The organism is Synechococcus sp. HJ21-Hayes (genome assembly GCF_024345835.1).
Lineage (GTDB): Bacteria > Cyanobacteriota > Cyanobacteriia > PCC-6307 > Cyanobiaceae > Vulcanococcus.
This window is the reverse complement of sequence record NZ_JAGQBW010000004.1, coordinates 126171-147175: the sequence shown is the minus strand read 5'-3', so window position 1 is coordinate 147175 and position 21005 is coordinate 126171. Positions and strand designations below refer to the sequence as shown.

The following is a 21005-nucleotide window of genomic DNA, read 5'->3' as shown; positions in this document are numbered from 1 at the left end:
TCGGCCTTTTAAGGGTCCTGTACAGGTTGTACAGAACGCAGGGGGGGGGCGCCAGCGCGTGCCCCGCCCGCCGCCGCCGACCACAACTTGTGAAGGAACCCCCAGGCCGGTTCCGCCCGGCTGGATCCCGCGTGTGAGAATCCCGAAACCGACCGGCCGGCGTAGACCCGCTCTCCTCGCCGCCGATCCCATCGCCACCGATCCATGACGATCCTCAACACCCTCACCGTTCTGGCCCTGGTGGTGCTGTCGTTCGCGCTGATCGTGGCCGTACCTGTGCTTTACGCCAGCAACGAGGACAGCGGCCGCTCCAACCGCCTGATCCTGCTGGGCGGCCTGGCCTGGGTGGCCCTGGTGCTGGTGAACTGGGGCATGAGCTTCTTCGTGGTCTGAAGTTGGCCCGCTGCGTAGGCTCACCAGAGCAGCAGACCAGGCGCCGTGACCGTTTTTGAAGGGCAGTTTTCCGGCGCCGCCTCGCTACGGGTGGCCGTCGTGGTGGCTCGCTTCAACGACCTGGTGACCGGCAAGTTGCTGAGCGGTTGCCTGGATTGCCTCGGCCGCCATGGCATCGACACCAGCGCCAGTAGCAGTCAGCTGGATGTGGCCTGGGTGCCCGGCAGTTTCGAGATTCCCCTCGTGGCTCAGCGCCTGGCGGCCAGCGGCCGCTACCAGGTGGTGATCACCCTGGGGGCCGTGATCCGTGGCGACACCCCTCACTTTGATGTGGTGGTGTCCGAGGTGAGTAAGGGCGTGGCGGCCGTGAGCCGCGCCACCGGCGTGCCCGTGATCTTCGGCGTGCTCACCACCGACACGATGCAGCAGGCCCTGGAGCGCTCCGGCATCAAGAGCAACCTGGGCTGGAGCTACGGCCTGCAGGCGATCGAGATGGGCAGCCTGATGGCGGCGCTGCCGGGCTGATCGCGCCTGAGCAGCTGTTGACCCTCCACAAGCTCAAAGCCCAGCTGTTGGTAGAAGCCAGCGCTGTTGGTTGTCATCAGATACACGCGCTCGACGCCGGCTAGGGCCGGCGACGCGAGGAGGGCCTCCACCAGTTGGCGGCCGAGGCCCTGGCCCTGCAGGTCGTCTGGGATCACCACATCCCAGAGCACGGCTCGGAAGACGCTGTCGCTGCTAGCCCGGGCAAAGCCCACCAGCCGCTTCCCGTGCCACAGGCTCACCACGGCGGCACTGCCGGACAGCATCCGCCGTAGGGCGCTGAGGGAGCGCCCCTTGGCCCAGAAGGCGTGTTGATCGAGTAGACGCTGCAACTTCCACAGCCCGCGGGTGGGCAGCCATCCCGGCCCCAGGCCCAGCCAGCGCAACCCGGGGGCCCCGGGGGCATGCATCAGGAGGCGGATGGCGTCCATGGCACCATTCTTCCAGCGGGGCGGACGCCAGGTGCAGCAGCGCAAGGGCATCATCCTGGCCGGTGGCAGCGGCACCCGGTTGCATCCGATCACCCAGGCGGTGAGCAAGCAGCTGCTGCCGGTGTACGACAAGCCGATGATCTACTACCCCCTCAGCACCCTGATGTTGGCGGGGATCCGGGAGGTGCTGATCATCACCACCCCCCAGGATCAGCCAGTCTTTGTGCGCTTGCTGGGCGATGGTGCCGGTTGGGGCATGACGATCCAGTACGCCGTTCAGCCCAGCCCCGATGGGTTGGCCCAGGCCTTCCTGATCGGCGCCGATTTCCTGGCCGGCGCGCCAGCGGCCCTGGTGCTTGGCGACAACCTCTTCCATGGCCACGATCTGACCCCGCAACTCCAGGCCAGCAATTCCCAGGCGGAAGGGGCCATGGTGTTTGCCTATCCGGTGCGGGATCCCGAGCGCTACGGGGTGGTGGAGTTTGCTGCCGATGGCCGGGTGCTGAGCCTGGAGGAAAAACCGAGCAAGCCCAAGTCCCGCTATGTGGTGACCGGCCTCTACTTCTATGACGGCTCGGTGGTGGAGCGGGCTCGGCAGGTGCAGCCCTCGCCGCGGGGTGAGCTGGAGATCACCGATCTCAACCGGATGTATCTCGAGGAGGGGCTGCTGCAGGTGGAGCTGATGGGCCGAGGCATGGCCTGGCTGGATACCGGCACCTGCGATTCGCTGCACGAGGCCGGCAGTTACATCCGCACCCTGGAGCACCGCCAAGGCCTCAAGGTGGGGTGCCCAGAAGAGGTGGCCTGGCGGCTGGGTTGGATCAGCGCCGACCAGCTGGCTGCTCTGGCGGCCCCGCTGTGCAAGAGCGGTTACGGCAATTACCTGATGCAACTGCTGGAGAGTTTTGATGCAGGCTGAGCCGCTCACCACGGCGGGGGGCCTGTCCGTTCAAGGCCCTTTGCTGCTGACGCCGCGGGTGTTCGGCGACCCACGGGGCTTCTTTTTTGAGAGCTGGAATCAGCAGGCCTTCAACGCTGTCGCAGGCGACACCGCCTTCGTGCAGGACAACCACTCGCGTTCCAGCCGCGGCGTGTTGAGGGGTTTGCACTACCAGCTGCCGCCCAATCCCCAGGGGAAACTGGTGCGCTGCGTGGCGGGGGAGATCTTTGACGTGGCGGTGGATCTGCGGCGTAGCTCGCCCAGTTTTGGCCAGTGGGTGGGGACGAAGCTGAGCGCTGAGAACCACCAGCAGTTGTGGCTGCCGGCGGGCTTTGCCCACGGCTTCCTGACCCTCAGCGCGCAGGCCGAGGTGCTCTACAAAACCACCGAGTTCTGGAACCGCGCATGTGAGCGCGCCATCCGCTGGGACGACCCCCAGCTGGCGATCACCTGGCCCCTTGAGGCCCTGGCTGGAGCACACCCCCAGCTGTCGGAGAAGGATGGCGCGGCGCCGCTGCTGGCTGGGCTGGCTCAAGGAGACCTATTCCCATGAAGGTGTTGCTCACTGGGGCCACTGGCCAGCTGGGCCAGGCCCTGATGGCTTCTCGGCCCGAGGGAATTGAGCTGATCGCCTGCAGCCGGGCTGAACTGGATCTGGCCAAGCCGGAGGTCTGCCGTGCTGCGGTGCATCTGCACCGGCCGGATTGGGTGCTCAATGCCGGCGCCTACACGGCGGTGGACAAGGCCGAGAGCGAGCCCGAGCTGGCCCAGGCGGTGAACGCCGGCGCTCCGGCGGCCTTCGCTGAGGCCCTGGCCACAACGGGCGGGTGCCTGTTGCAGCTGAGCACGGATTTCGTGTTCAACGGCGCCCAGGGGTCGCCCTACCGGCCTGAGCAGCCGGTAGCCCCCCTCGGCGTGTACGGAGCCACCAAGGCGGCGGGGGAGGTGGCGGCCCTGCAGCTGCCGGCGGCGCGGGTGTTACGCACCAGTTGGGTGTACGGGCCGGTGGGCCGGAACTTCTGCCTCACGATGCTGCGGCTCCATGCCCGTAAGGCCGCAGCTGGCGAACCCCTGGGGGTGGTGGCTGATCAGGTGGGCTGTCCCACCTCCACCCACACCCTGGCCGCGGCCTGTTGGCGGGCGATCGGGGTGGGGGCCGCGGCCGATGGCCCACGGATCCTGCACTGGAGTGATGCGGGGGCTGCCAGCTGGTACGACTTTGCGCTGGCCATCGGTGAGCTGGGCGTGGCCGCAGGCCTGCTCCAGCAGGCGGCGGCCGTGGCACCCCTCATCACCGCCGATTACCCCACGCCGGCTCAGCGGCCCAGCTACTCCTTGCTCGACTGTTCCGGCAGCTGCACAGCCCTCGGCCTCGAGCCTGTGCATTGGCGGGTGGCGTTGGCCCTTGTTCTGGACACGGTGGCGCGCTGAGGCCACCACTAGCCTCCTTCAATCTTGATCGCACTGATGAGCCCTTTGCTACCTCCCGGGATCAAACGCGTTCTGGTAACCGGCGGAGCAGGCTTCATTGGCGGTGCGCTGGTCCGGCGTCTGTTGACCGAGACCACGGTCACCGTGTTCAACCTCGATAAGTGCGGCTACGCGAGTGACCTCACGGGTATTGACCGCCTGGGGGCTGCTGTGGCCCAGCGTCACCAGTTGCTGAAGGTGGATCTGGTGGATGGGGCTGCCACGGCTGAGGCCGTGCGGTTGGCCGATCCCGATCTGGTGCTGCACCTGGCGGCCGAGAGCCATGTGGATCGCTCCATCGATGGGCCCGGCACCTTCATCGAGAGCAACGTGACCGGCACCTTTCACCTCCTGCAGGCGGTGCGGGCTCACTGGGAGGCCTTATCGCAAGAGCGCCAGCAGTGTTTCCGCCTGCATCACATCAGCACCGATGAGGTGTTCGGCTCCCTGGGGTCCACGGGGCGCTTTTCAGAAACCACCCCCTACGACCCCCGCTCCCCCTATTCAGCCAGCAAGGCCGCCAGCGACCACCTAGTGAGCGCCTGGCATCACACCTATGGCCTGCCGGTGGTGCTCACCAACTGCTCCAACAACTACGGGCCCTGGCAGTTTCCCGAGAAGCTCATCCCGGTGGTGATTCTCAAGGCGGTGGCTGGCGAACCGATCCCCCTCTATGGCGATGGCGCCAATGTGCGCGACTGGCTCTACGTGGAGGACCACGTGGAGGCCCTGTTGCTGGCGGCCACCCAGGGACAGCTGGGTCGCAGTTATTGCGTGGGTGGCCATGGAGAGCGCAGCAATCAGCAGGTGGTGCAGGCGATTTGTGCCCTGCTGGATGAGCGCCGTCCCAGTGGTGCGCCCCATGCCCGCTTGATCACCCCCGTGGCCGACCGTCCTGGTCACGACCGGCGCTACGCCATTGATCCCAGCCGCATCAGCACGGAACTGGGCTGGCAGCCCCGTCACAGCTTCCAGCAGGGGCTGGCGGTCACGGTGGATTGGTATCTGGCCAATCTGGAGTGGTGCACTGCGGTGAAAGACCGGGCTGGCTACAGCGGTGAGCGCATTGGCATCCGTGCTGGTTCCCCCATCATCACGCTCTGAATTGATGGATCGTTCCAGGACTCCTCAACCCATCGGCCTCCACGCAAATCCCCTGTCCAGCAGGGCTCGGTAGGCTGGTTCCACTGGTTTGGAAAGCCCACCCCCATGCTCAAGCTCCTGCTGGGTGATCCCAATGCCCGCAAGCTGAAGCGCTACCAGCCGATCGTTTCAGATATCAACTTGCTTGAGGATGAGGTAGAGCCTCTCTCTGACGAGGAGCTGCGCGGCCTTACCGCCGAATTCCGCGGCAAGTTCGCTGCGCTGCAATTGGAATGCCAGAACAAGGGCCTGAGCCTCGAGGCCAGCCTCGAGCGCGAGCGCAAGCTGCTCGATGAGCTCTTACCCCAGGCCTTTGCCGTGGTGCGCGAGGCCGGTAAGCGCGTGCTGGGCATGCGCCACTTCGATGTGCAGCTGATCGGCGGCATGGTGCTGCACGACGGCCAGATCGCCGAGATGAAAACCGGGGAAGGCAAAACCCTGGTGGCCACCCTGCCCGCCTACCTCAACGCCCTCACCGGCCGGGGTGTGCACGTGGTGACGGTGAACGACTCCCTCGCCCGCCGCGACGCCGAGTGGATGGGCCAGGTGCACCGCTTCCTGGGCCTCTCGGTGGGCCTGATCCAGCAGGACATGGACCCCGCCACCCGCCGGGCCAACTACGGCTGCGACATCACCTACGCCACCAACTCGGAGCTGGGGTTCGACTACCTGCGCGACAACATGGCGAGCGACATCGCCGAGGTGGTGCAGCGCGATCCCTACTACTGCGTGATCGACGAAGTGGACTCGATCCTGATCGACGAGGCCCGCACTCCCCTGATCATCTCCGGCCAAGTGGAGCGGCCCCAGGAGAAATACCAACGGGCCGCCGAGGTGGTGCAGCAGCTGGAGCGGGCCGCCGAGATGGGCAAGGATGGCATTGATCCCGAGGGGGATTACGAGGTTGATGAGAAGCAGCGCAACTGCACCCTCACCGATGAGGGCTACGCCAAGGCCGAGCAGCTGCTGGGAGTGAGTGATCTGTTCGATCCGGCCGACCCCTGGGCCCACTACATCAACAACGCCCTCAAGGCCAAGGAGCTGTTCACCCGCGATGTGAACTACATCGTGCGTGGCGGTGATGCGGTGATCGTGGATGAGTTCACCGGCCGGGTGATGCCTGGGCGTCGTTGGAGTGATGGCCAGCATCAGGCCATCGAGGCCAAGGAGGGTCTGCCGATCCAGCCCGAAACCCAAACCCTGGCCTCGATCACCTATCAGAACTTCTTCCTGCTCTATTCGCGTTTGGCTGGCATGACCGGCACCGCCAAAACGGAAGAGGTGGAATTCGAGAAAACCTACAAACTAGAAGTGGCCATCGTGCCTACCAACCGGGTCCGGTCCCGCGCGGACTGGACCGACCAGGTGTACAAAAACGAAGCGGCCAAGTGGCGGGCCGTGGCCCTGGAAACTGCCGAGGTGCACAAGAGCAGCCGGCCGGTGCTGGTGGGTACCACCAGCGTGGAGAAATCCGAGCTGCTCTCGGCCCTGCTAGCGGAGCAGCAGATCCCCCACAACCTGCTCAACGCCAAGCCCGAGAACGTGGAGCGGGAGGCCGAGATCATTGCCCAGGCGGGTCGTGCCGGCGCCGTGACCATTGCCACCAACATGGCCGGCCGCGGTACGGACATCATCCTGGGCGGCAACAGCGATTACATGGCCCGCCTCAAGCTGCGGGAGGTGCTGCTGCCGCGCCTGGTGCGCCCGGAAGAGGGCCATAAGCCTCCCATCCCGCTGCCGCGCTCTGCTGAAGATGCCCCCGGCTTCGGTGCCGGATCCGCGGCTGCCAAGGCCCCTTCCGAGGCCAAGGCCATCGGCGCCCTCTATCCCTGCTCCCTCACCGATGCCACCGAGCAATCCCTCTCGGAGCTGGCCCAGGATCTGGTGAAAGCCTGGGGCGACCGGCAGCTCACGGTGCTGGAGCTGGAAGATCGCATTGCCCAAGCGGCCGAGAAAGCCCCCACCACCGACCCCCAGATCCAGCAGCTGCGCAACCTGATCGCCCGGGTGAAGGGCGAGTACGACGTCGTGGTGAAGGAGGAGGACAAGCGGGTGCGCGAGGCCGGTGGTTTGCATGTGATCGGCACCGAGCGCCACGAATCCCGCCGGGTGGACAACCAGCTGCGCGGCCGCGCCGGCCGCCAGGGTGACCCGGGCTCCACCCGTTTCTTCTTGTCGCTGGAGGACAACCTGCTGCGCATCTTCGGCGGCGACCGCGTGGCCGGCCTGATGAATGCCTTCCGTGTGGAGGAGGACATGCCGATCGAATCCGGCATGCTCACCCGCTCTCTGGAAGGGGCCCAGAAGAAGGTGGAAACCTATTACTACGACATCCGCAAGCAGGTGTTTGAGTACGACGAGGTGATGAACAACCAGCGCCGTGCCGTGTACACCGAGCGCCGCCGGGTGCTGGAGGGCCGCGAACTCAAGCAGCAGGTAATTGGCTATGGCGAGCGCACCATGGACGACATCGTGGAGGCCTATGTGAATCCCGAGCTGCCACCGGAGGAGTGGGATCTGGATCGCCTCGTGGCCAAGGTGAAGGAGTTCGTGTATCTGCTGGAGGATCTCACCCCCGATCAGTTGCGGGGCTTATCCATGGAGGAACTCAAGGCCTTCCTGCAGGAGCAGCTGCGCAATGCCTACGACATCAAGGAAGGCCAGATCGAGCAGCAGCGCCCGGGCCTAATGCGCGAGGCGGAGCGCTTCTTCATCCTCCAGCAAATCGATACCCTCTGGCGGGAGCACCTGCAGGCGATGGATGCCCTGCGCGAATCGGTGGGTCTGCGCGGCTACGGCCAGAAGGATCCGCTGATCGAATACAAGAACGAGGGCTACGACATGTTCCTCGAGATGATGACCGGCATGCGCCGCAACGTGATCTACTCGATGTTCATGTTCCAGCCCGCGCCGGCGCCCCAGGGAGCCGCCGCCTGAACCAGCCGCCTTTGCCTCCGGCAGAAGGCAGAACTCTCAGCTGGTGATGCCGGGGTTCTCCCCCAAGAACTCAAGGATTTCGCGATCCTTGAGGTTCTGGGCTGTGCCCGCACAGGGCTCCAGCAGCGGACGGCCAGCTGCCAGTTCCCGCAGACATCCCTGGGTGCGGGCCAGCTCGGTTTCCAGGGCATCGATCCGCTCCATGAGATTGCGGATAACTCGGGCTTCCGCGTCCGGTAGGGCGCTGTGGGCTAGTGGATCCACCCGTACGCCGCTCTGGTGGATCACCCGGCCGGGGATGCCCACCACGGTGCTATCGGCAGGTACGTTGCGCAGCACCACTGATCCGGCGCCGATCCTGGTGTTGGCTCCCACGGTGATGGCCCCCAGTACCTTGGCGCCGGCGCCCACCACCACGTTTTCCTCCAGGGTGGGGTGCCGCTTGCCGTGGGCCTTGCCGGTTCCCCCCAGGGTTACCCCCTGATAGAGGAGGCAGCGGTTGCCGATCACGGCTGTTTCACCAATCACCACGCCCATGCCGTGGTCGATGAACACCCCATGGCCAATGCGAGCCCCGGGATGGATCTCCACCCCCGTGAGCAGCCGCCCCAGCTGCGAGAACAGCCGTGGTATCAGCGGCAGGCGCAAGAGCCATAGGCGGTGGCTGCAACGGTGCAACACCAGGGCGTGCAGGCCCGGATAGCAGAGCAGGATTTCAAGGGTGCCTCGGGCCGCAGGATCCCGCTCCTTGATGATCGCCAGGTCGGCCAGCAGTGCGTTCAGCATCCGACCATCCTGCCGAACCCAGCTCCGCCTGGTTGCTGTTTGACCAAGGGACCCTCCGTCGTGCATGATTCCTCAGTCGGCGGCAAACCCCCGGCACTTGCGGATGTAGCTCAGTGGTAGAGCATCTCCTTGCCAAGGAGAGGGTCGAGAGTTCGAATCTCTTCATCCGCTTGATCAATCAGCCGCCCAGCAGGCCGATCTCCTTGCGTAGCAGGTTGATTGTGGCACTACCCAGATAGCTCTGGGCGCAATGCACTTGGGGCAGGCGCATGAGCTGGGAGCGGTTTTGGCGCAGGCATTGCTCCACCAGCGGCAGGCTGGGGCGATCACAGAGCACGTGGCTGGCGGCCCGGAGCAGAGCAAGCAAACGGCTGCTCACATCCGGGGTGGCGGTCATCAGAAGCAGTTCGTTGCCGCGCATGCTGTGCAGGATCACCTCGGCGGCCCGCAAGATGCCCGGGCTGATGCTCACCAGGCCCACACAGCTGCTTGCCCGCAGGTCCTTGAGCAGATCTAGTTCGTGGCGGAAGTCGTTGAGGTCCACCGCCACGGCCCGCACGCCGTGCTGCTTGGCGATGTCTTCCACGGGCTGTAGGAAATAGCGGCTGGTCACCACCGTCCCGTTGTTGGAGCTCTCCAGCACACTCTCCAGCTCCTCCATGGGCACCACTTCCACAGGCACCTCGAGGTTGGGGATGAGTTCTTCGGCGATCAACATCGAGGCGCCGATGTCCTCCCGAGGAGTGCTCACCAGCACCCGGGCACCGCAGCGCAGCCGCCAGTCGATCTCGCGCGTGAGCAGTTCGCGGGCCTGCTGCAGAGTGCAGCCGGAGTTGAGCAGTCCATCCACGCTCTCGCGCACCTCGCGGTCGATATCCGGCATCGACTTGCCGCGCAGGCCTGGCGGCGGCTTGATCTCCCGCGGTTTCTGCTGGTCGCGCACATAGATGCCCGAGCCGGCCATGGCCTCCACAACGCCGTCGTTTTCGAGCTGCCGGTACACCTTGCTGATGGTGTTGCGGTGTAAGCCGGTCTGCATGGCCAGCTGTCGGGTGCTGGGTAGCCGGTGCCCCGGTGGGAAGTGGCGTGCCGCGATGGCGAAACAGATCTGGTTGTACAGCTGGCTCGATGCTGGGATGTCGCTGTCCTGCTGGATGTGGAACCGCACGCCGAATTGGCACAAGCTGTGTGTGCCACCTTACGGAGCTTTGGGCCTGGTGACAATTGCCGTGTTGGCATAGAGCCCTGTGCCGGTGCTGTGCCGGCCTGCCGTTTGCCGAGGGCGGAGTTCTGTACAGCCTCTACAGAATCCGTGAGGGGTCGAGAATCGCATCACCTTCCCTGGCCTCACCTGGATGACGGACCTCTCCCCCGCCCCAGCGATTCAGGCCGAGTGGGTGTCGATTGCGGTGCCAGCGGTCCCGGGCGTGGCGGCCACCGCGATGGCCGCCTGGTGGGCTCGCCCCGCTCCTGGGGTGCCGCTCCGCGGGGCCGTGTTGGTGCTGCCGGAGGTGTTCGGCGTGAATGGCTGGGTGCGTGGCGTGGCTGAGCGGTTGGCCGCCGAGGGCTATGCCGCTCTGGCCATCAGTACCTTTGCCCGCACCGCCCCCGATCTCGATGTGCCCTACAACGAGGCGGGTCTGGCCGCCGGCCGCCAGCACCGCGACCAGGTGACGGCCGATCAGTTACTGGCCGATGTGGCCGCTGCTGCCGCCTGGCTGCAGCAGCGCCATGCCGCCGCCCTTCTGGGCTGCGTGGGCTTCTGCTTCGGTGGCCATCTGGCGATGCTCGCGGCCACCCTGCCGGTGATTGCCGCCACCTGCGATTTCTATGGCGCTCGGGTGTCCAGTGATCGCCCGGGGGCTGCGCCAGGCGACTCCACTCAGCCCCCCCCCACCCTGGCGGTGGTGCCCCAGGTTCCAGGGCGCCTCTGGTGCTTCTGCGGGGATCAGGACCCCCTGATGTCCCCTGAGGAGATCGCTGCCATCGGCGAGGCCCTCAGCCAGGCCGGTGGGCGCCACCGGTTGCTCATCGCCGCTGGTGCCGGCCACGGCTACATGTGCGAAGCCCGGGCCGACTTCCATCCAGAAGCGGCCCGGGCTGGCTGGAGCACGATGCTGGAGCTCTTTGCCGAAACCCTTGGCTAGCCCTCGGCCGGAGCGGTGGCGCGCGTTTCGATTGTGCGCACGGCCTTGCTGGCAGCGGCGGCCGCTTCCTTTTCCTTAGTGAGGGGCGTTTTGCGCGGACTCAGGAACATGATCATGTTCCGGCCCTCGCGCTTGGGCTCCTGTTGGATTTCGGCGCTTTCCTGCAGGTCTCGCGCCATACGCATCAACAGTTGTTCCGCCAGGGCGGTGTGCTGGATCTCCCGGCCGCGGAAGATCACGGTGCACTTCACCTTGTCGCCAGACTTGAGGAAGCGCACGGCCTGACCGATGCGCACGTCGTAGTCGTGCTGGTCGATTTTGTAGCGCATCTTGACCTCTTTAACTTCGGTCTGATGCGACTTCTTCTTTGCTTCCTTGGCCTTCTTTTCCTGCTCGAACTTGTATTTGCCGTAGTCCATGATCCGGCAGACCGGTGGGTCGGCTTTCTCGCTCACCAGCACGAGATCGAGCTCCCGATCCTTGGCCACCTCGAGGGCCGCTTCTCGCGTGATCACCCCCAGCTGACTGCCGTCGGCATCCACCACCCGCAGTTGGGGGTAACTGATGCGGTCGTTGATGTTGGGGAGCTCCCGGACGGGGGCGCGGCGGTCAAAACGAGGACGGGGTGGCATTCAGGCGGGCGAGAGGACGGAGTGAAAACAGTTGCTGTTCACCCTTCACCCTAGGACGCGCCCGATCTCCAGCAAGGCCCTCTGCAGCGGATTGGCTTCGCTGCCGGGTTCATCCAGCCAAATCGGTTCGTGTTGGCGGCGGAACCAGGTGCGTTGCCGCTTGGCGAATTGCTGGGTGCGCCGCGTGGTGAGGGCCATCGCCTCAGTGGGGCTGAGCTCTTGCTGCAGCACGCTTTTGGCCTCCCCGTAGCCGATGGTGTTGAGCAGTTCGCACGCGGGTCCGTAGCGCTCCAGCAGCCCGCGGGTTTCCTCCACCAGCCCCTCGGCGTAGAGCGCCGCTGTGCGTTGCTGGATGCGTTGTTTCAGGTCCGCCGGGTTCAGCCCCAGCTCCAGCACCCGCCAGGGCGGTGGGCTTGAGCCCTGCTGGTTGCTCAGGGGTTGACCGGTGGCGTAGAGCACCTCTAGGGCCCGCTGGGTGCGCACGGCATCGTTGGCCATGATCCGGGCGCCGGCAGCTGGATCCGCCAGCGTGAGCATTTGGTGGCACAGCCCTTGCCCCAGGGCCTCTAGCTGGGCCCGCAGCTGCGGCTGGGGTGGCACGGCTGGGGGTGTCATCCCCTGGGTGATGGCCTTGAGATAGAGGCCGCTGCCCCCTACCAGTAGGGCGATGCCGCGGCGCTGGTGTTCTGCGGCAATGGCAGCCTCCGCCTCGGCGCGGAACTCCTGCAGGTTGATCGGTTGATCCGGGCGGCGCAGGTCGAGCAGCTCGTGGCGTACCGCCGCCCGTTGGGCGATGGTTGGCTTGGCGGTACCGATGTCCATCTCTCGGTAGAGCTGGCGCGAGTCCACCGAGAGCACCGCAAGATCGAGGGCCTTGGCGATGTCGATGCCCAGGGCGGTTTTGCCGCTGGCAGTGGGGCCCAGCAGCACGATCACCAGGGGCTGGTGGGCTGGGCTGGAGCTGGAGGCGTGGACTGTCATTGGAGGCACTCTGCCGTGAGGCGGGGTGCACCCCCGAACCAAATCACAACGGAGAGGCCTCCAGGAGCTTCTCTATTGCGTCGGTGTTAGATTGGTCCCCAAAGGCTGGCCCTAGCGCGCCTCTCGAACCCTTGCCGCGCGCCCTGCAGCGCTGGGCTGGGGCCTTCTCTGGATTCCATGAGCGACGCCACCAAAGTCCAGGCCGCCTACGGCGCCGAGCAGATCCAGGTGCTGGAAGGCCTGGAGCCGGTGCGCAAGCGCCCTGGCATGTACATCGGCTCCACCGGGCCGCGCGGTTTGCACCACCTCGTTTACGAGGTGGTGGACAACTCGGTGGACGAGGCCCTCGCCGGCCACTGCACCGATATCACGGTGTCCCTCAACGAGGACGGCAGTTGCACCGTGACCGACAACGGGCGCGGCATCCCCACCGACGTGCACCCCCGCACCGGCAAGAGCGCCCTGGAAACCGTGCTCACCGTGCTGCACGCCGGTGGCAAGTTCGGCTCTGGTGGCTACAAGGTGTCAGGCGGCCTGCACGGCGTGGGCGTGTCTGTGGTGAACGCCCTCTCTGAGTGGGTGGAAGTCACCGTGTACCGGCAGGAGCAGGTGCACCGCCAGCGCTTTGAGCGCGGCAATCCGATCGGTTCCTTGGTCTCCGAGCCCGCCAGCGAAGCGGGCCGCACCGGCACCTCCGTGCGCTTTAAGCCGGATATCGAGATCTTCTCCACCGGCATCGAGTTCGACTACGGCACTCTGTCGGGCCGTCTGCGGGAGCTCGCCTATCTCAATGGCGGCGTGAAGATCGTGTTCAGCGATCACCGCCCGGCAGCCTGCGGTGTCGATGGTGCCGCCCACGAGGAGATTTATCACTACGAAGGCGGCATCAAGGAATACGTTGCCTACATGAATGCGGAGAAGGATCCGCTGCATCCAGAGATCATCTACGTGAACTCTGAAAAAGATGGGGTGCAGGTGGAGGCGGCTCTGCAATGGTGCGTGGACGCCTACTCCGACAGCATCCTGGGCTTTGCCAACAACATCCGCACCGTGGATGGCGGCACCCACATCGAGGGTTTGAAAACGGTGCTGACCCGCACCCTCAATACCTTCGCCAAGAAGCGCGGCAAGCGCAAAGAGGCTGATACCAACCTGGCGGGTGAGAACATCCGTGAGGGCCTCACAGCCGTGCTGTCGGTGAAGGTCCCCGAGCCGGAATTCGAGGGCCAAACAAAAACCAAGCTCGGCAACACCGAGGTGCGCGGCATCGTGGATTCGCTGGTGGGCGAATCCCTGAGCGAATACCTGGAATTCAACCCCTCGGTGATCGACCTGATCCTCGAAAAGGCGATCCAGGCCTTCAATGCGGCTGAGGCCGCACGCCGTGCCCGCGAGCTGGTGCGCCGCAAGAGCGTGCTGGAAAGCTCCACCTTGCCCGGCAAGCTGGCGGATTGTTCGTCCCGCGATCCCTCCGAATCTGAGATCTACATCGTGGAGGGGGATTCGGCTGGTGGCTCTGCCAAACAAGGCCGTGATCGCCGTTTCCAGGCGATCCTGCCGCTGCGGGGCAAGATTCTCAACATCGAGAAAACAGACGATGCCAAGATCTACAAGAACACGGAGATCCAGGCTCTGATCACTGCCCTCGGCCTGGGTATCAAGGGTGAGGAGTTCGAGGAAAAAAACCTCCGCTACCACCGCATCGTGATCATGACCGACGCTGACGTGGATGGCGCCCACATCCGGACCCTGATCCTCACCTTCTTCTTCCGCTATCAGAAGGCCCTGGTGGAGGGCGGCTACATTTACATTGCTTGTCCTCCGCTCTACAAGGTGGAGCGGGGCAAGAATCACACCTATTGCTACAACGAGGGTGACCTCAAGAAGACGGTGGAAAGTTTCGGTGAAAAGGCCAACTACACCATCCAGCGCTTTAAGGGTCTCGGTGAAATGATGCCTAAGCAGTTGTGGGAAACCACCATGGATCCCACAACTCGCACCATGAAGCGGGTGGAAATCGAAGATGCCTTGGAGGCTGATCGCATCTTCACGATCCTGATGGGCGACAAAGTGGCCCCCCGCCGCGAGTTCATCGAAACCCACAGCGCTGAACTCGATTTCGCGCAACTCGACATTTGATGTCCGGCCTGCTGCGCCTCAATCCCTGGCAAACGGCCGCTCTGCTGGGGTTTGCCCTGTTCGCACCTGCCTCCTTGCCGGCCGGTGCCGGCGATCGGCGTCAGCCGGAGGTGCGCCGCCGCCAGGCCAGGGAGCCATGGCTCTCCACCAGGCCGATGGCCCTGCACTGTGCCCCGGAGCAGCGGGCTCCAGCTCTGACCTGCCTCGCCGCCGGTGAGCCCTTGCAGGTGCTGCGCAGCTGGGAGACTCCCGCGGGCCGGCGTTGGCTGCAGGTGCAAACGGCTGCTCCCGTGGGCCAGCCACGCCGCGGTTGGCTGCTGGGGTAGGGATTGCTTGCTCCGCTGGGCGGTGCGCCGGTAGCAGTTGGCCTCTCCTCTGCTGGGTCTCCAAGAAGCTGTACAACCTGTGCAGGTTCTTGGAGACTGCCGCGGACCTTGATCAGGCGGCCAGAGCCGCCTCAATCGCGCCTTTCAGTTCAGCGGAATCGGGCTCTACGCCGCTCTTGAAGCGGGCCAGCACGGTGCCGTCCTTGCCGATCAGGAACTTCTCGAAGTTCCAGGCCACATCGCCGGCGGGCTCGGTCTGGGTGAGCACGTCGTAGGGAGCGGTTTTGGCGCCGGTGGCGTGCACCTTCTCGTAGAGCGGGAAGCTAGCGCCGTAGGTGGTGGAGCAGAACTGTTGGATCTCGCTCAGGGTTCCGGGCTCTTGGGCGCCGAAGTCGTTGCAGGGGAAACCCAGCACCGAAAACCCCTGGGGGGCGTAGTTCTCCTGCAGGGCCTGCAGCCCGGCGTACTGGCGAGTGAAGCCGCAGCGGCTGGCCACGTTCACGATCAGCAGCACCTGGCCGGCCAGATCGCCCAGTTTCTGCTCAGCGCCGTTGGCGGTTCTGACCACCACTTCGCTCACATTCACGGCCATGGTTCAGGGGGTCCGGGCTCGCCGGTATGGAAGACGGCCGGACCCTAGCGGCTTCAGCCCATACACTCGGGGTGCCGCAGCATCGGGGCCCCATGAGCGAGGCGATGGCTGCAGCCGCCACCAATGCTGCCAATGGCGCTGCCCTCACCGAGGTGCTGATCCAGCAGCTCAAAGTGATGCTGGAGGCCGGCAATTACGACGCCGTGAAGCTGCTGCTGCAGCCCGTGCAGGAAGTGGACATCGCCGAGGCCATCGGCGGCCTGCCACGCACCCTCCAGGCCCTGGCCTTCCGGTTGTTGTCGAAGGATGAGGCCATTGAGGTGTACGAATACCTCGAGCCCTCGGTGCAGCAGACCCTGCTTGAGCGCCTGCGCTCCAGTGAAGTGCTGGAGCTGGTGGAGGAGATGTCGCCCGACGATCGGGTGCAGCTGTTCGATGAACTGCCCGCCAAGGTGGTGCGGCGCCTGCTGGCGGAGCTGAGCCCGGCGGAGCGCCGCGTTACCGCCCAGTTGCTGGGCTACGAACCCGAAACGGCGGGTCGTCTGATGACGACCGAGTTCATCGACCTCAAGGAGTTCCACAGCGTGGCCCAGGCCCTGGCCATCGTTCGCCGCCGCGCCCGCGACACCGAAACCATCTACGCCCTCTACGTCACCGACGCCTCCCGCCACCTCACGGGGATCCTGTCGCTGCGCGACTTGGTGGTGGCAGACCCCGACGACCGCGTGGGCGATGTGATGACCCGCGAGGTGGTGAGCGTGGGCACCGACACCGATCAGGAGGAAGTGGCCCGGGTGATCCAGCGCTACGACTTTCTGGCCGTGCCGGTGGTGGACCGGGAGCTGCGGTTGGTGGGGATCGTGACCGTGGATGACGTGATCGACGTGATCCAGCAGGAGGCCACCCGCGACCTCTATGCCGCCGGCGCCGTGCAGGCCGGCGATGAGGACGACTACTTCCAGAGCAACCTGTTCACCGTGGCCCGCCGGCGGGTGGTGTGGCTGTTGGTGCTGTTGCTGGCCAACAGCGGCACAGCGGCCGTGATCGCCTCGATGGATGGGGTTCTCAAGCAGGTGGTGGTGCTGGCGGCCTTCATCCCCCTGTTGATCGGCACCGGCGGCAATGTGGGCGCCCAGAGCTCCACAGTGGTGATCCGGGGCCTGAGCACCCAGCGGATACAGGCTCTGGGAACGGGGCGGGCGATCTGGCGCGAAGCTGTGGCCGGGGCCCTGCTGGGCTTGCTGATGATGCTGGTGGTGATCCCCTGGGCGGCCTATGTGAGTGGCGGCAACTGGCTGGTGGCCGGTGCCGCGGGCTTCAGCCTGGTGGCGATTACCACCCTGGCCGCCACGGCTGGAGCCGCCCTGCCACTGCTGTTTGACCGCCTTGGCCTCGACCCGGCCCTGATGTCCGCCCCGTTCATCGCCACCGCCACCGACGTGGCCGGGGTGTTCATCTACCTGCAGACCGCCTCCTGGTTGCTGGGGCGGTTTTCTGCTTCCTGAGAGCTCCTTCACACTTCTTCAGGGTAGGCTTTACATAAGTTCAGGACTCGGCCGTGGCCGTCGCCGTCGTTGCTTCAGAGGCTTCTTTCGCCGGCACCGATCTGGTGCGCTCCTACCTGCGGGACATCGGCCGCGTGCCGCTGCTTTCCCATGAGCAGGAGATCACCCTGGGCCGCCAGGTGCAGGAGCTCATGGCCATCGAGGACATTGAGCAGGAGTTGCTGATGCGCTCCGGCGGTGTCAAGCCCACCCCTGAGCAGTTGGCCGATGCGGCGGGCCTGGCACCCCAGGTGCTCAAGAAGCGGCTGCGGGCTGGCCAGCGCGCCAAGGAGCGGATGGTGGCAGCGAACCTGCGTCTGGTGGTGAGTGTGGCGAAGAAGTACACCAAGCGGAACATGGAGCTGCTGGATCTGATCCAGGAGGGCACCATCGGCCTAGTGCGGGGTGTGGAGAAGTTCGACCCCACCCGGGGCTACAAGTTCTCTACTTATGCCTACTGGTGGATTCGCCAGGGCATCACCCGGGCGATCGCGGAAAAGAGCCGCACGATCCGTCTGCCGATCCACATCACCGAAACGCTGAACAAGCTCAAAAAAGGCCAGCGGGAACTGAGCCAGGATCTGGGCCGCACCCCCACAATCACGGAACTGGCGGAGGCGGTGGATCTGCCGGAGGAGGAGGTGAAGGATCTGCTGTGCCGGGCTCGTCAGCCCGTGAGCCTGGAAACGAAGGTGGGCGATGGCGACGACACCGAGCTGCTCGATCTGTTGGCGGCCGATGGCAGCCAGCCCGATGAACTCGTGGATGGCGAGTGCATGCGTGGCGACATGCGCGCCCTGTTGGAGCGGCTGCCAGATCTGCAGGGCCGGGTGCTCAAGATGCGCTACGGCATTGATGTGGAGGAGCCCATGAGCCTCACCGGTATCGGCCGGGTTCTGGGCATGAGCCGTGATCGCGTGCGCAACCTGGAGCGCGATGGCCTGGCCGGCCTGCGCCGCCTCAGCGAGTCGGTGGAGGCCTACGTGGCGGTGTGAGCTTGTAGGCCCAGCAGAGGCTTCGCTTGCGGACCAATTCCTCTGTTCTCGAGCACGGCAATGCCGGTGTCAATACCGGGAATTCATTCGATTCGATCCTGCGGCTGAGGCGTCATGCCGATGTGGGATGGATGCTCACGATTGCGCGGCCAACTGGGGATTTTGAGTTCAGCAAGTGGTGGAGAAGGCTCTCAAGGCCTGGCTGTATCAGCTTGGTGATGTCCCTCCCTTCACCCACGATTTGGTGCTTCTGTTCAAACGTCTGCTGCGGGCTGGGGCGGATGTGGAGTCCTACCGGGATCTGGCACGGTTCACAGATTTCGCGGTGCGGAGACCACGATTTCCTTGAGGCAGACGCTGGCTGTGGATGACGCACGGCTTAGTGGCAGGGTCGCTGACCTGCGCCATGCCCTTCTGGGCTGGTGGCAGGAGCATGGCCGCCACACGATTCCCTGGAAGCACATGGCCAGCGGGGCTCGCCCCGGGCCGGGCGACCCCCTGGATCCCTACCCGATCTGGGTGGCTGAGGTGATGCTGCAGCAAACCCAGCTGCAGGTGGTACTGCCCTATTGGCAGCGCTGGATGGCGCGCTTTCCCAGCCTCGAGGCCCTGGCGGCGGCCGAGGAGCACGACGTTCTGCTGCTCTGGCAGGGCCTCGGCTACTACTCCCGTGCCCGGCGCTTGCATCAGGGGGCACGCCAGATGCTGGGCCAGTCCTGGCCGCAGGCTTTGGAGGGCTGGCTGGCGTTGCCCGGCATCGGCCGCAGTACCGCCGGCAGCATCCTCTCCTCGGCCTTTGATCGGCCCTTCGCCATCCTCGATGGCAACGTGAAGCGGGTGCTGGCGCGCTTGATCGCGAGCCCCAGGCCGCCGGCGCGGGAGCTTGCCGGCTTTTGGAGGCTGAGTGAGGAACTCCTCGATCCCCAGCAGCCCCGGGCCTTCAACCAGGCGTTGATGGATCTGGGCGCCACGGTTTGCACGCCCCGCAATCCCCGCTGCGGCGAGTGTCCCTGGCTGGAGCACTGCGCTGCCTACGCTGCCGGCGATCCGGCCCAATACCCCGTGAAGGACGCCAGCAAGCCCCTCCCCTTTCAGGTGATTGGCGTGGGCGTGGTGCTCAACGGCGCCGGCCAGGTGCTGATCGACCAACGGCTCAACGAGGGGCTGCTGGGGGGGCTTTGGGAATTCCCCGGCGGCAAGCAGGAACCGGGAGAGGTGATCGAAGCCACCATCGCCCGCGAGCTGATGGAGGAGCTGGCGATCACGGTGGAGGTGGGCGAGGAGCTGATCAGCCTGGAGCACGCCTACAGCCACAAGCGCCTGCGCTTTGTGGTGCATCTTTGCCAGTGGCAATCGGGCGAACCGCAGCCCCTGGCCTGCCAGCAGGTGCAGTGGGTGGAGCCGGCTCAGCTGAGCCACTTCCCCTTCCCGGCCGCCAATGCCCGCATCATTGCGGCGCTGCTGGAGCGGCTGGGACTGCAGGCGCCTGAGGCGCCCCAGGTGATCTGCCTGGGGGAAGCCCTGGTGGACCGGCTTGGCCCCCTGGCGGGCGATCCGGCCACGGCTTCTGCGGAGCTGCTCGACGATCGCCTCGGGGGAGCGCCCGCCAACGTGGCCTGTGCCCTCGCGCGCTTGGGTACGCCCACAGCCTTTGTGGGGCGTCTGGGTGAGGATGCCATCGGCGACGCCTTCGTGGAGCTGCTCACGGCTCGGGCCGTGGACCTCTCGGCCCTGCAGCGCGATGCCAACCGGCCCAGTCGCATCGTGCTGGTGCACCGGGATGCCACGGGCGAGCGCAGTTTCGGTGGTTTTGCTGGCGATCAGGGGCTTGGTTTTGCCGATCAGGCCCTCGAGCAGGGGCCGCTGGAGCAGGCCCTGCCGCCCCTGCTCACGGGTGCTCAGTGGCTGCAGATCGGCAGCATCCCCCTGGCCAGCCCCACGGCAGCGCAGGCTCTGCACCGGGCCGCGGCGCTGGCCCGGGCCCATGGCGTGGCGGTGGCCCTGGATGTGAACTGGCGCCCCACGTTCTGGGATCCAGCCGCGTCCGCGTCCTCCGGTCCACCGGCTGCTGCCGTGGCGGCCATGCGGCCGCTGCTGGACCAGGCCGTCTTGCTGAAGCTGGCGGCTGAGGAGGCCCAATGGCTGTTCGATAGCCGCGATCCGAAGCAGGTGGCCGCCGCCTTGCCCCAGCGGCCCGCGGTGGTGATCACCGATGGCGGCCAGCAGCTGGCCTGGTGTTTCGGCGCCCACAGCGGTTCGATGCCGGCCTTCGCCGTGGAGGTGGTGGATAGCACCGGCGCCGGGGATGCCTTCCTGGCGGGTTTGCTGCATCGCCTTTGCGCTGAGCCGACTCTGCTCAGGGCCGATGGCGATGGCGCCATCACGGACCGGCTCACCGCGGCCATCCGCTTCGCCAGCGCCTGCGGCGCCCTGGTGTGCCAGGGAGCGGGGGGCATCGATCCCCAGCCGGCTGCGGAGCAGGTTGTGGCGTTCGTGAACACCACCGCCGCCACTGATCTTCCAGCGGCAGTGCCCCGTTAAGCGCCAGGCTCGATCAGGGCCAGCCGCCCCGCCTGTGGGTCGGCGGCCTCGGTGAGCCGCAGTTCCACCCGCCAGGCCCCTTCGGGCACAAAGCTCAGGCGGCCCGGCCATTCCACGGCTATCAGGGCTCCCAGGGCCACGGCCTCTTCCTCTTCCTGGGCAAACAGCTCATCGGCGGCGGCGGGCAGCTCCAGCCGGTAGAGATCGAGGTGCACCAGGCCTGGGCCCCCGCCGGGCGGGGCGTAGTGCTGGGCCAGGGCGAAGGTGGGGCTGGTGATCGGCTCGCTGATGCCCAGGCCGGCGGCCAGGCCCTGCACCAGGCAGGTTTTGCCGGCCCCCAGATTGCCTTCCAGCAGCAGGATCGCGGGGGCGCACCGGGCGCTGAGGCGTGCCGCCAGATCCCTGCCCAGGGTTGCAGTGGCCGCCGCATCGGCCAGAAACACGTTGCCAGGATCCATCGCAGTA

The 21005-nt window shown here is 65.9% G+C and carries 21 protein-coding genes, 1 tRNA gene and 1 pseudogene; 16 read left to right on the top strand and 7 right to left on the bottom strand.

Features of this window, described 5'->3' with window-relative positions; translation table 11 throughout:
• The first annotated feature begins 204 nt into the window (after nt 1–204).
• Entirely contained in the window at nt 205–393 is a 189-nt protein-coding gene (gene psbZ, locus KBZ14_RS05040) for a photosystem II reaction center protein PsbZ (protein WP_255117213.1), read from the top strand.
• A 45-nt stretch (nt 394–438) separates the two neighbouring features.
• On the top strand, nt 439–918 hold the full coding sequence (gene ribH, locus KBZ14_RS05035) for a 6,7-dimethyl-8-ribityllumazine synthase (protein ID WP_255117212.1): 480 nt from the start codon (nt 439–441) through the stop codon (nt 916–918).
• Here the strand turns inward: ribH and KBZ14_RS05030 are convergent.
• Nucleotides 864–1367, bottom strand: a complete 504-nt coding sequence (locus KBZ14_RS05030; protein ID WP_255117211.1) for a GNAT family N-acetyltransferase — start codon at nt 1365–1367, stop codon at nt 864–866. The genes ribH and KBZ14_RS05030 overlap by 55 nt on opposite strands.
• Between KBZ14_RS05030 and rfbA the strand changes: the two genes are divergently transcribed.
• The 5 genes from rfbA (at nt 1366) to secA (ending at nt 7857) form a co-directional block, all read left to right on the top strand.
• Nucleotides 1366–2286, top strand: a complete 921-nt coding sequence (gene rfbA, locus KBZ14_RS05025) for a glucose-1-phosphate thymidylyltransferase RfbA (RefSeq protein ID WP_255117210.1) — start codon at nt 1366–1368, stop codon at nt 2284–2286. The two genes, KBZ14_RS05030 and rfbA, sit on opposite strands and share 2 nt — an antisense overlap.
• Nucleotides 2276–2860 (top strand): dTDP-4-dehydrorhamnose 3,5-epimerase, encoded by a 585-nt coding sequence (gene rfbC / locus KBZ14_RS05020; protein ID WP_255117209.1) that lies wholly within the window; start codon nt 2276–2278, stop codon nt 2858–2860. Before rfbA ends, rfbC begins: the two co-directional genes overlap by 11 nt.
• The gene (rfbD, locus tag KBZ14_RS05015) at nt 2857–3738 is read left to right on the top strand and encodes a dTDP-4-dehydrorhamnose reductase (protein ID WP_255117208.1); all 882 of its coding nucleotides are present in this window, start codon (nt 2857–2859) and stop codon (nt 3736–3738) included. Before rfbC ends, rfbD begins: the two co-directional genes overlap by 4 nt.
• A gap of 36 nt (nt 3739–3774) precedes the next feature.
• The gene (gene rfbB, locus KBZ14_RS05010; RefSeq protein WP_255117207.1) at nt 3775–4881 is read left to right on the top strand and encodes a dTDP-glucose 4,6-dehydratase; all 1107 of its coding nucleotides are present in this window, start codon (nt 3775–3777) and stop codon (nt 4879–4881) included.
• Between the two features lie 105 nt (nt 4882–4986).
• Nucleotides 4987–7857 carry a preprotein translocase subunit SecA gene (gene secA, locus KBZ14_RS05005; protein ID WP_255117206.1) on the top strand — a complete coding sequence of 957 codons (2871 nt, stop codon included), beginning with the start codon at nt 4987–4989 and terminating at the stop codon, nt 7855–7857.
• A 36-nt stretch (nt 7858–7893) separates the two neighbouring features.
• On the opposite strand, the gene cysE is transcribed toward secA, so the two are convergent.
• Complete coding sequence (gene cysE, locus KBZ14_RS05000) at nt 7894–8643, bottom strand: serine O-acetyltransferase (protein WP_399210301.1); 750 nt, start codon at nt 8641–8643, stop codon at nt 7894–7896.
• A 99-nt stretch (nt 8644–8742) separates the two neighbouring features.
• On the opposite strand from cysE, the gene KBZ14_RS04995 reads away from it, so the two are divergent.
• Nucleotides 8743–8814, top strand: a tRNA-Gly gene (locus tag KBZ14_RS04995).
• A 7-nt stretch (nt 8815–8821) separates the two neighbouring features.
• Here the strand turns inward: KBZ14_RS04995 and KBZ14_RS04990 are convergent.
• On the bottom strand, nt 8822–9811 hold the full coding sequence (locus KBZ14_RS04990; RefSeq protein WP_255117204.1) for a GntR family transcriptional regulator: 990 nt from the start codon (nt 9809–9811) through the stop codon (nt 8822–8824).
• A 187-nt stretch (nt 9812–9998) separates the two neighbouring features.
• Here KBZ14_RS04990 and KBZ14_RS04985 point away from each other — a divergent pair, with 187 nt between their 5' ends.
• Nucleotides 9999–10790: a dienelactone hydrolase family protein gene (locus KBZ14_RS04985; RefSeq protein WP_255117203.1), complete on the top strand. Its 792-nt coding sequence runs from the start codon at nt 9999–10001 to the stop codon at nt 10788–10790.
• Here the strand turns inward: KBZ14_RS04985 and infC are convergent.
• Together infC and miaA are read right to left on the bottom strand one after the other, a co-directional pair.
• Nucleotides 10787–11422 carry a translation initiation factor IF-3 gene (gene infC, locus KBZ14_RS04980; protein WP_255117202.1) on the bottom strand — a complete coding sequence of 212 codons (636 nt, stop codon included), beginning with the start codon at nt 11420–11422 and terminating at the stop codon, nt 10787–10789. The two genes, KBZ14_RS04985 and infC, sit on opposite strands and share 4 nt — an antisense overlap.
• Nucleotides 11423–11467: 45 nt before the next feature.
• A complete protein-coding gene (miaA, locus tag KBZ14_RS04975) occupies nt 11468–12412 on the bottom strand; it encodes a tRNA (adenosine(37)-N6)-dimethylallyltransferase MiaA (protein ID WP_399210304.1) in 945 nt (314 codons plus the stop codon).
• Between the two features lie 168 nt (nt 12413–12580).
• Here miaA and gyrB point away from each other — a divergent pair, with 168 nt between their 5' ends.
• Nucleotides 12581–14542 carry a DNA topoisomerase (ATP-hydrolyzing) subunit B gene (gyrB, locus tag KBZ14_RS04970; RefSeq protein ID WP_255117200.1) on the top strand — a complete coding sequence of 654 codons (1962 nt, stop codon included), beginning with the start codon at nt 12581–12583 and terminating at the stop codon, nt 14540–14542.
• Complete coding sequence (locus tag KBZ14_RS04965) at nt 14542–14868, top strand: SH3 domain-containing protein (protein ID WP_255117199.1); 327 nt, start codon at nt 14542–14544, stop codon at nt 14866–14868. The genes gyrB and KBZ14_RS04965 overlap by 1 nt, the downstream gene beginning before the upstream one ends.
• Nucleotides 14869–14980: 112 nt before the next feature.
• Here the strand turns inward: KBZ14_RS04965 and KBZ14_RS04960 are convergent, their stop codons facing one another.
• Entirely contained in the window at nt 14981–15460 is a 480-nt protein-coding gene (locus KBZ14_RS04960) for a glutathione peroxidase (RefSeq protein ID WP_255117198.1), read from the bottom strand.
• Nucleotides 15461–15552: 92 nt separating this feature from the next.
• On the opposite strand from KBZ14_RS04960, the gene mgtE reads away from it, so the two are divergent.
• The 5 genes and pseudogenes from mgtE to KBZ14_RS04940 all read left to right on the top strand — a co-directional run bounded on the left by mgtE (nt 15553) and on the right by KBZ14_RS04940 (nt 20540).
• Nucleotides 15553–16965 (top strand): magnesium transporter, encoded by a 1413-nt coding sequence (gene mgtE, locus KBZ14_RS04955; RefSeq protein ID WP_255117197.1) that lies wholly within the window; start codon nt 15553–15555, stop codon nt 16963–16965.
• A gap of 53 nt (nt 16966–17018) precedes the next feature.
• Complete coding sequence (locus KBZ14_RS04950; RefSeq protein WP_255117196.1) at nt 17019–17999, top strand: RpoD/SigA family RNA polymerase sigma factor; 981 nt, start codon at nt 17019–17021, stop codon at nt 17997–17999.
• A 175-nt stretch (nt 18000–18174) separates the two neighbouring features.
• Nucleotides 18175–18348 (top strand): HEPN domain-containing protein, encoded by a 174-nt coding sequence (locus KBZ14_RS15910; protein WP_399219593.1) that lies wholly within the window; start codon nt 18175–18177, stop codon nt 18346–18348.
• An 8-nt stretch (nt 18349–18356) separates the two neighbouring features.
• Nucleotides 18357–19472, top strand: a pseudogene (mutY, locus tag KBZ14_RS04945) (A/G-specific adenine glycosylase); the annotation flags it as partial.
• Nucleotides 19473–19499: 27 nt separating this feature from the next.
• Entirely contained in the window at nt 19500–20540 is a 1041-nt protein-coding gene (locus tag KBZ14_RS04940; RefSeq protein ID WP_315856128.1) for a carbohydrate kinase family protein, read from the top strand.
• On the opposite strand, the gene tsaE is transcribed toward KBZ14_RS04940, so the two are convergent.
• The gene (tsaE, locus tag KBZ14_RS04935) at nt 20537–20998 is read right to left on the bottom strand and encodes a tRNA (adenosine(37)-N6)-threonylcarbamoyltransferase complex ATPase subunit type 1 TsaE (protein WP_255117195.1); all 462 of its coding nucleotides are present in this window, start codon (nt 20996–20998) and stop codon (nt 20537–20539) included. The two genes, KBZ14_RS04940 and tsaE, sit on opposite strands and share 4 nt — an antisense overlap.
• Nucleotides 20999–21005: the final 7 nt, after the last annotated feature.

Bases quoted from the DNA above. Each gene is read 5' to 3' on its own strand.
- psbZ (WP_255117213.1), top strand. From the start codon at position 205: ATGACGATCCTCAACACCCTCACCGTTCTGGCCCTGGTGGTGCTGTCG.
- rfbA (WP_255117210.1), top strand. From the start codon at position 1,366: ATGGCACCATTCTTCCAGCGGGGCGGACGCCAGGTGCAGCAGCGCAAG.
- KBZ14_RS05030 (WP_255117211.1), bottom strand. From the start codon at position 1,367: ATGGACGCCATCCGCCTCCTGATGCATGCCCCCGGGGCCCCCGGGTTG.
- rfbC (WP_255117209.1), top strand. From the start codon at position 2,276: ATGCAGGCTGAGCCGCTCACCACGGCGGGGGGCCTGTCCGTTCAAGGC.
- rfbD (WP_255117208.1), top strand. From the start codon at position 2,857: ATGAAGGTGTTGCTCACTGGGGCCACTGGCCAGCTGGGCCAGGCCCTG.
- rfbB (WP_255117207.1), top strand. From the start codon at position 3,775: ATGAGCCCTTTGCTACCTCCCGGGATCAAACGCGTTCTGGTAACCGGC.
- secA (WP_255117206.1), top strand. From the start codon at position 4,987: ATGCTCAAGCTCCTGCTGGGTGATCCCAATGCCCGCAAGCTGAAGCGC.
- cysE (WP_399210301.1), bottom strand. From the start codon at position 8,643: ATGCTGAACGCACTGCTGGCCGACCTGGCGATCATCAAGGAGCGGGAT.
- KBZ14_RS04985 (WP_255117203.1), top strand. From the start codon at position 9,999: ATGACGGACCTCTCCCCCGCCCCAGCGATTCAGGCCGAGTGGGTGTCG.
- infC (WP_255117202.1), bottom strand. From the start codon at position 11,422: ATGCCACCCCGTCCTCGTTTTGACCGCCGCGCCCCCGTCCGGGAGCTC.
- gyrB (WP_255117200.1), top strand. From the start codon at position 12,581: ATGAGCGACGCCACCAAAGTCCAGGCCGCCTACGGCGCCGAGCAGATC.
- KBZ14_RS04965 (WP_255117199.1), top strand. From the start codon at position 14,542: ATGTCCGGCCTGCTGCGCCTCAATCCCTGGCAAACGGCCGCTCTGCTG.
- KBZ14_RS04960 (WP_255117198.1), bottom strand. From the start codon at position 15,460: ATGGCCGTGAATGTGAGCGAAGTGGTGGTCAGAACCGCCAACGGCGCT.
- mgtE (WP_255117197.1), top strand. From the start codon at position 15,553: ATGAGCGAGGCGATGGCTGCAGCCGCCACCAATGCTGCCAATGGCGCT.
- tsaE (WP_255117195.1), bottom strand. From the start codon at position 20,998: ATGGATCCTGGCAACGTGTTTCTGGCCGATGCGGCGGCCACTGCAACC.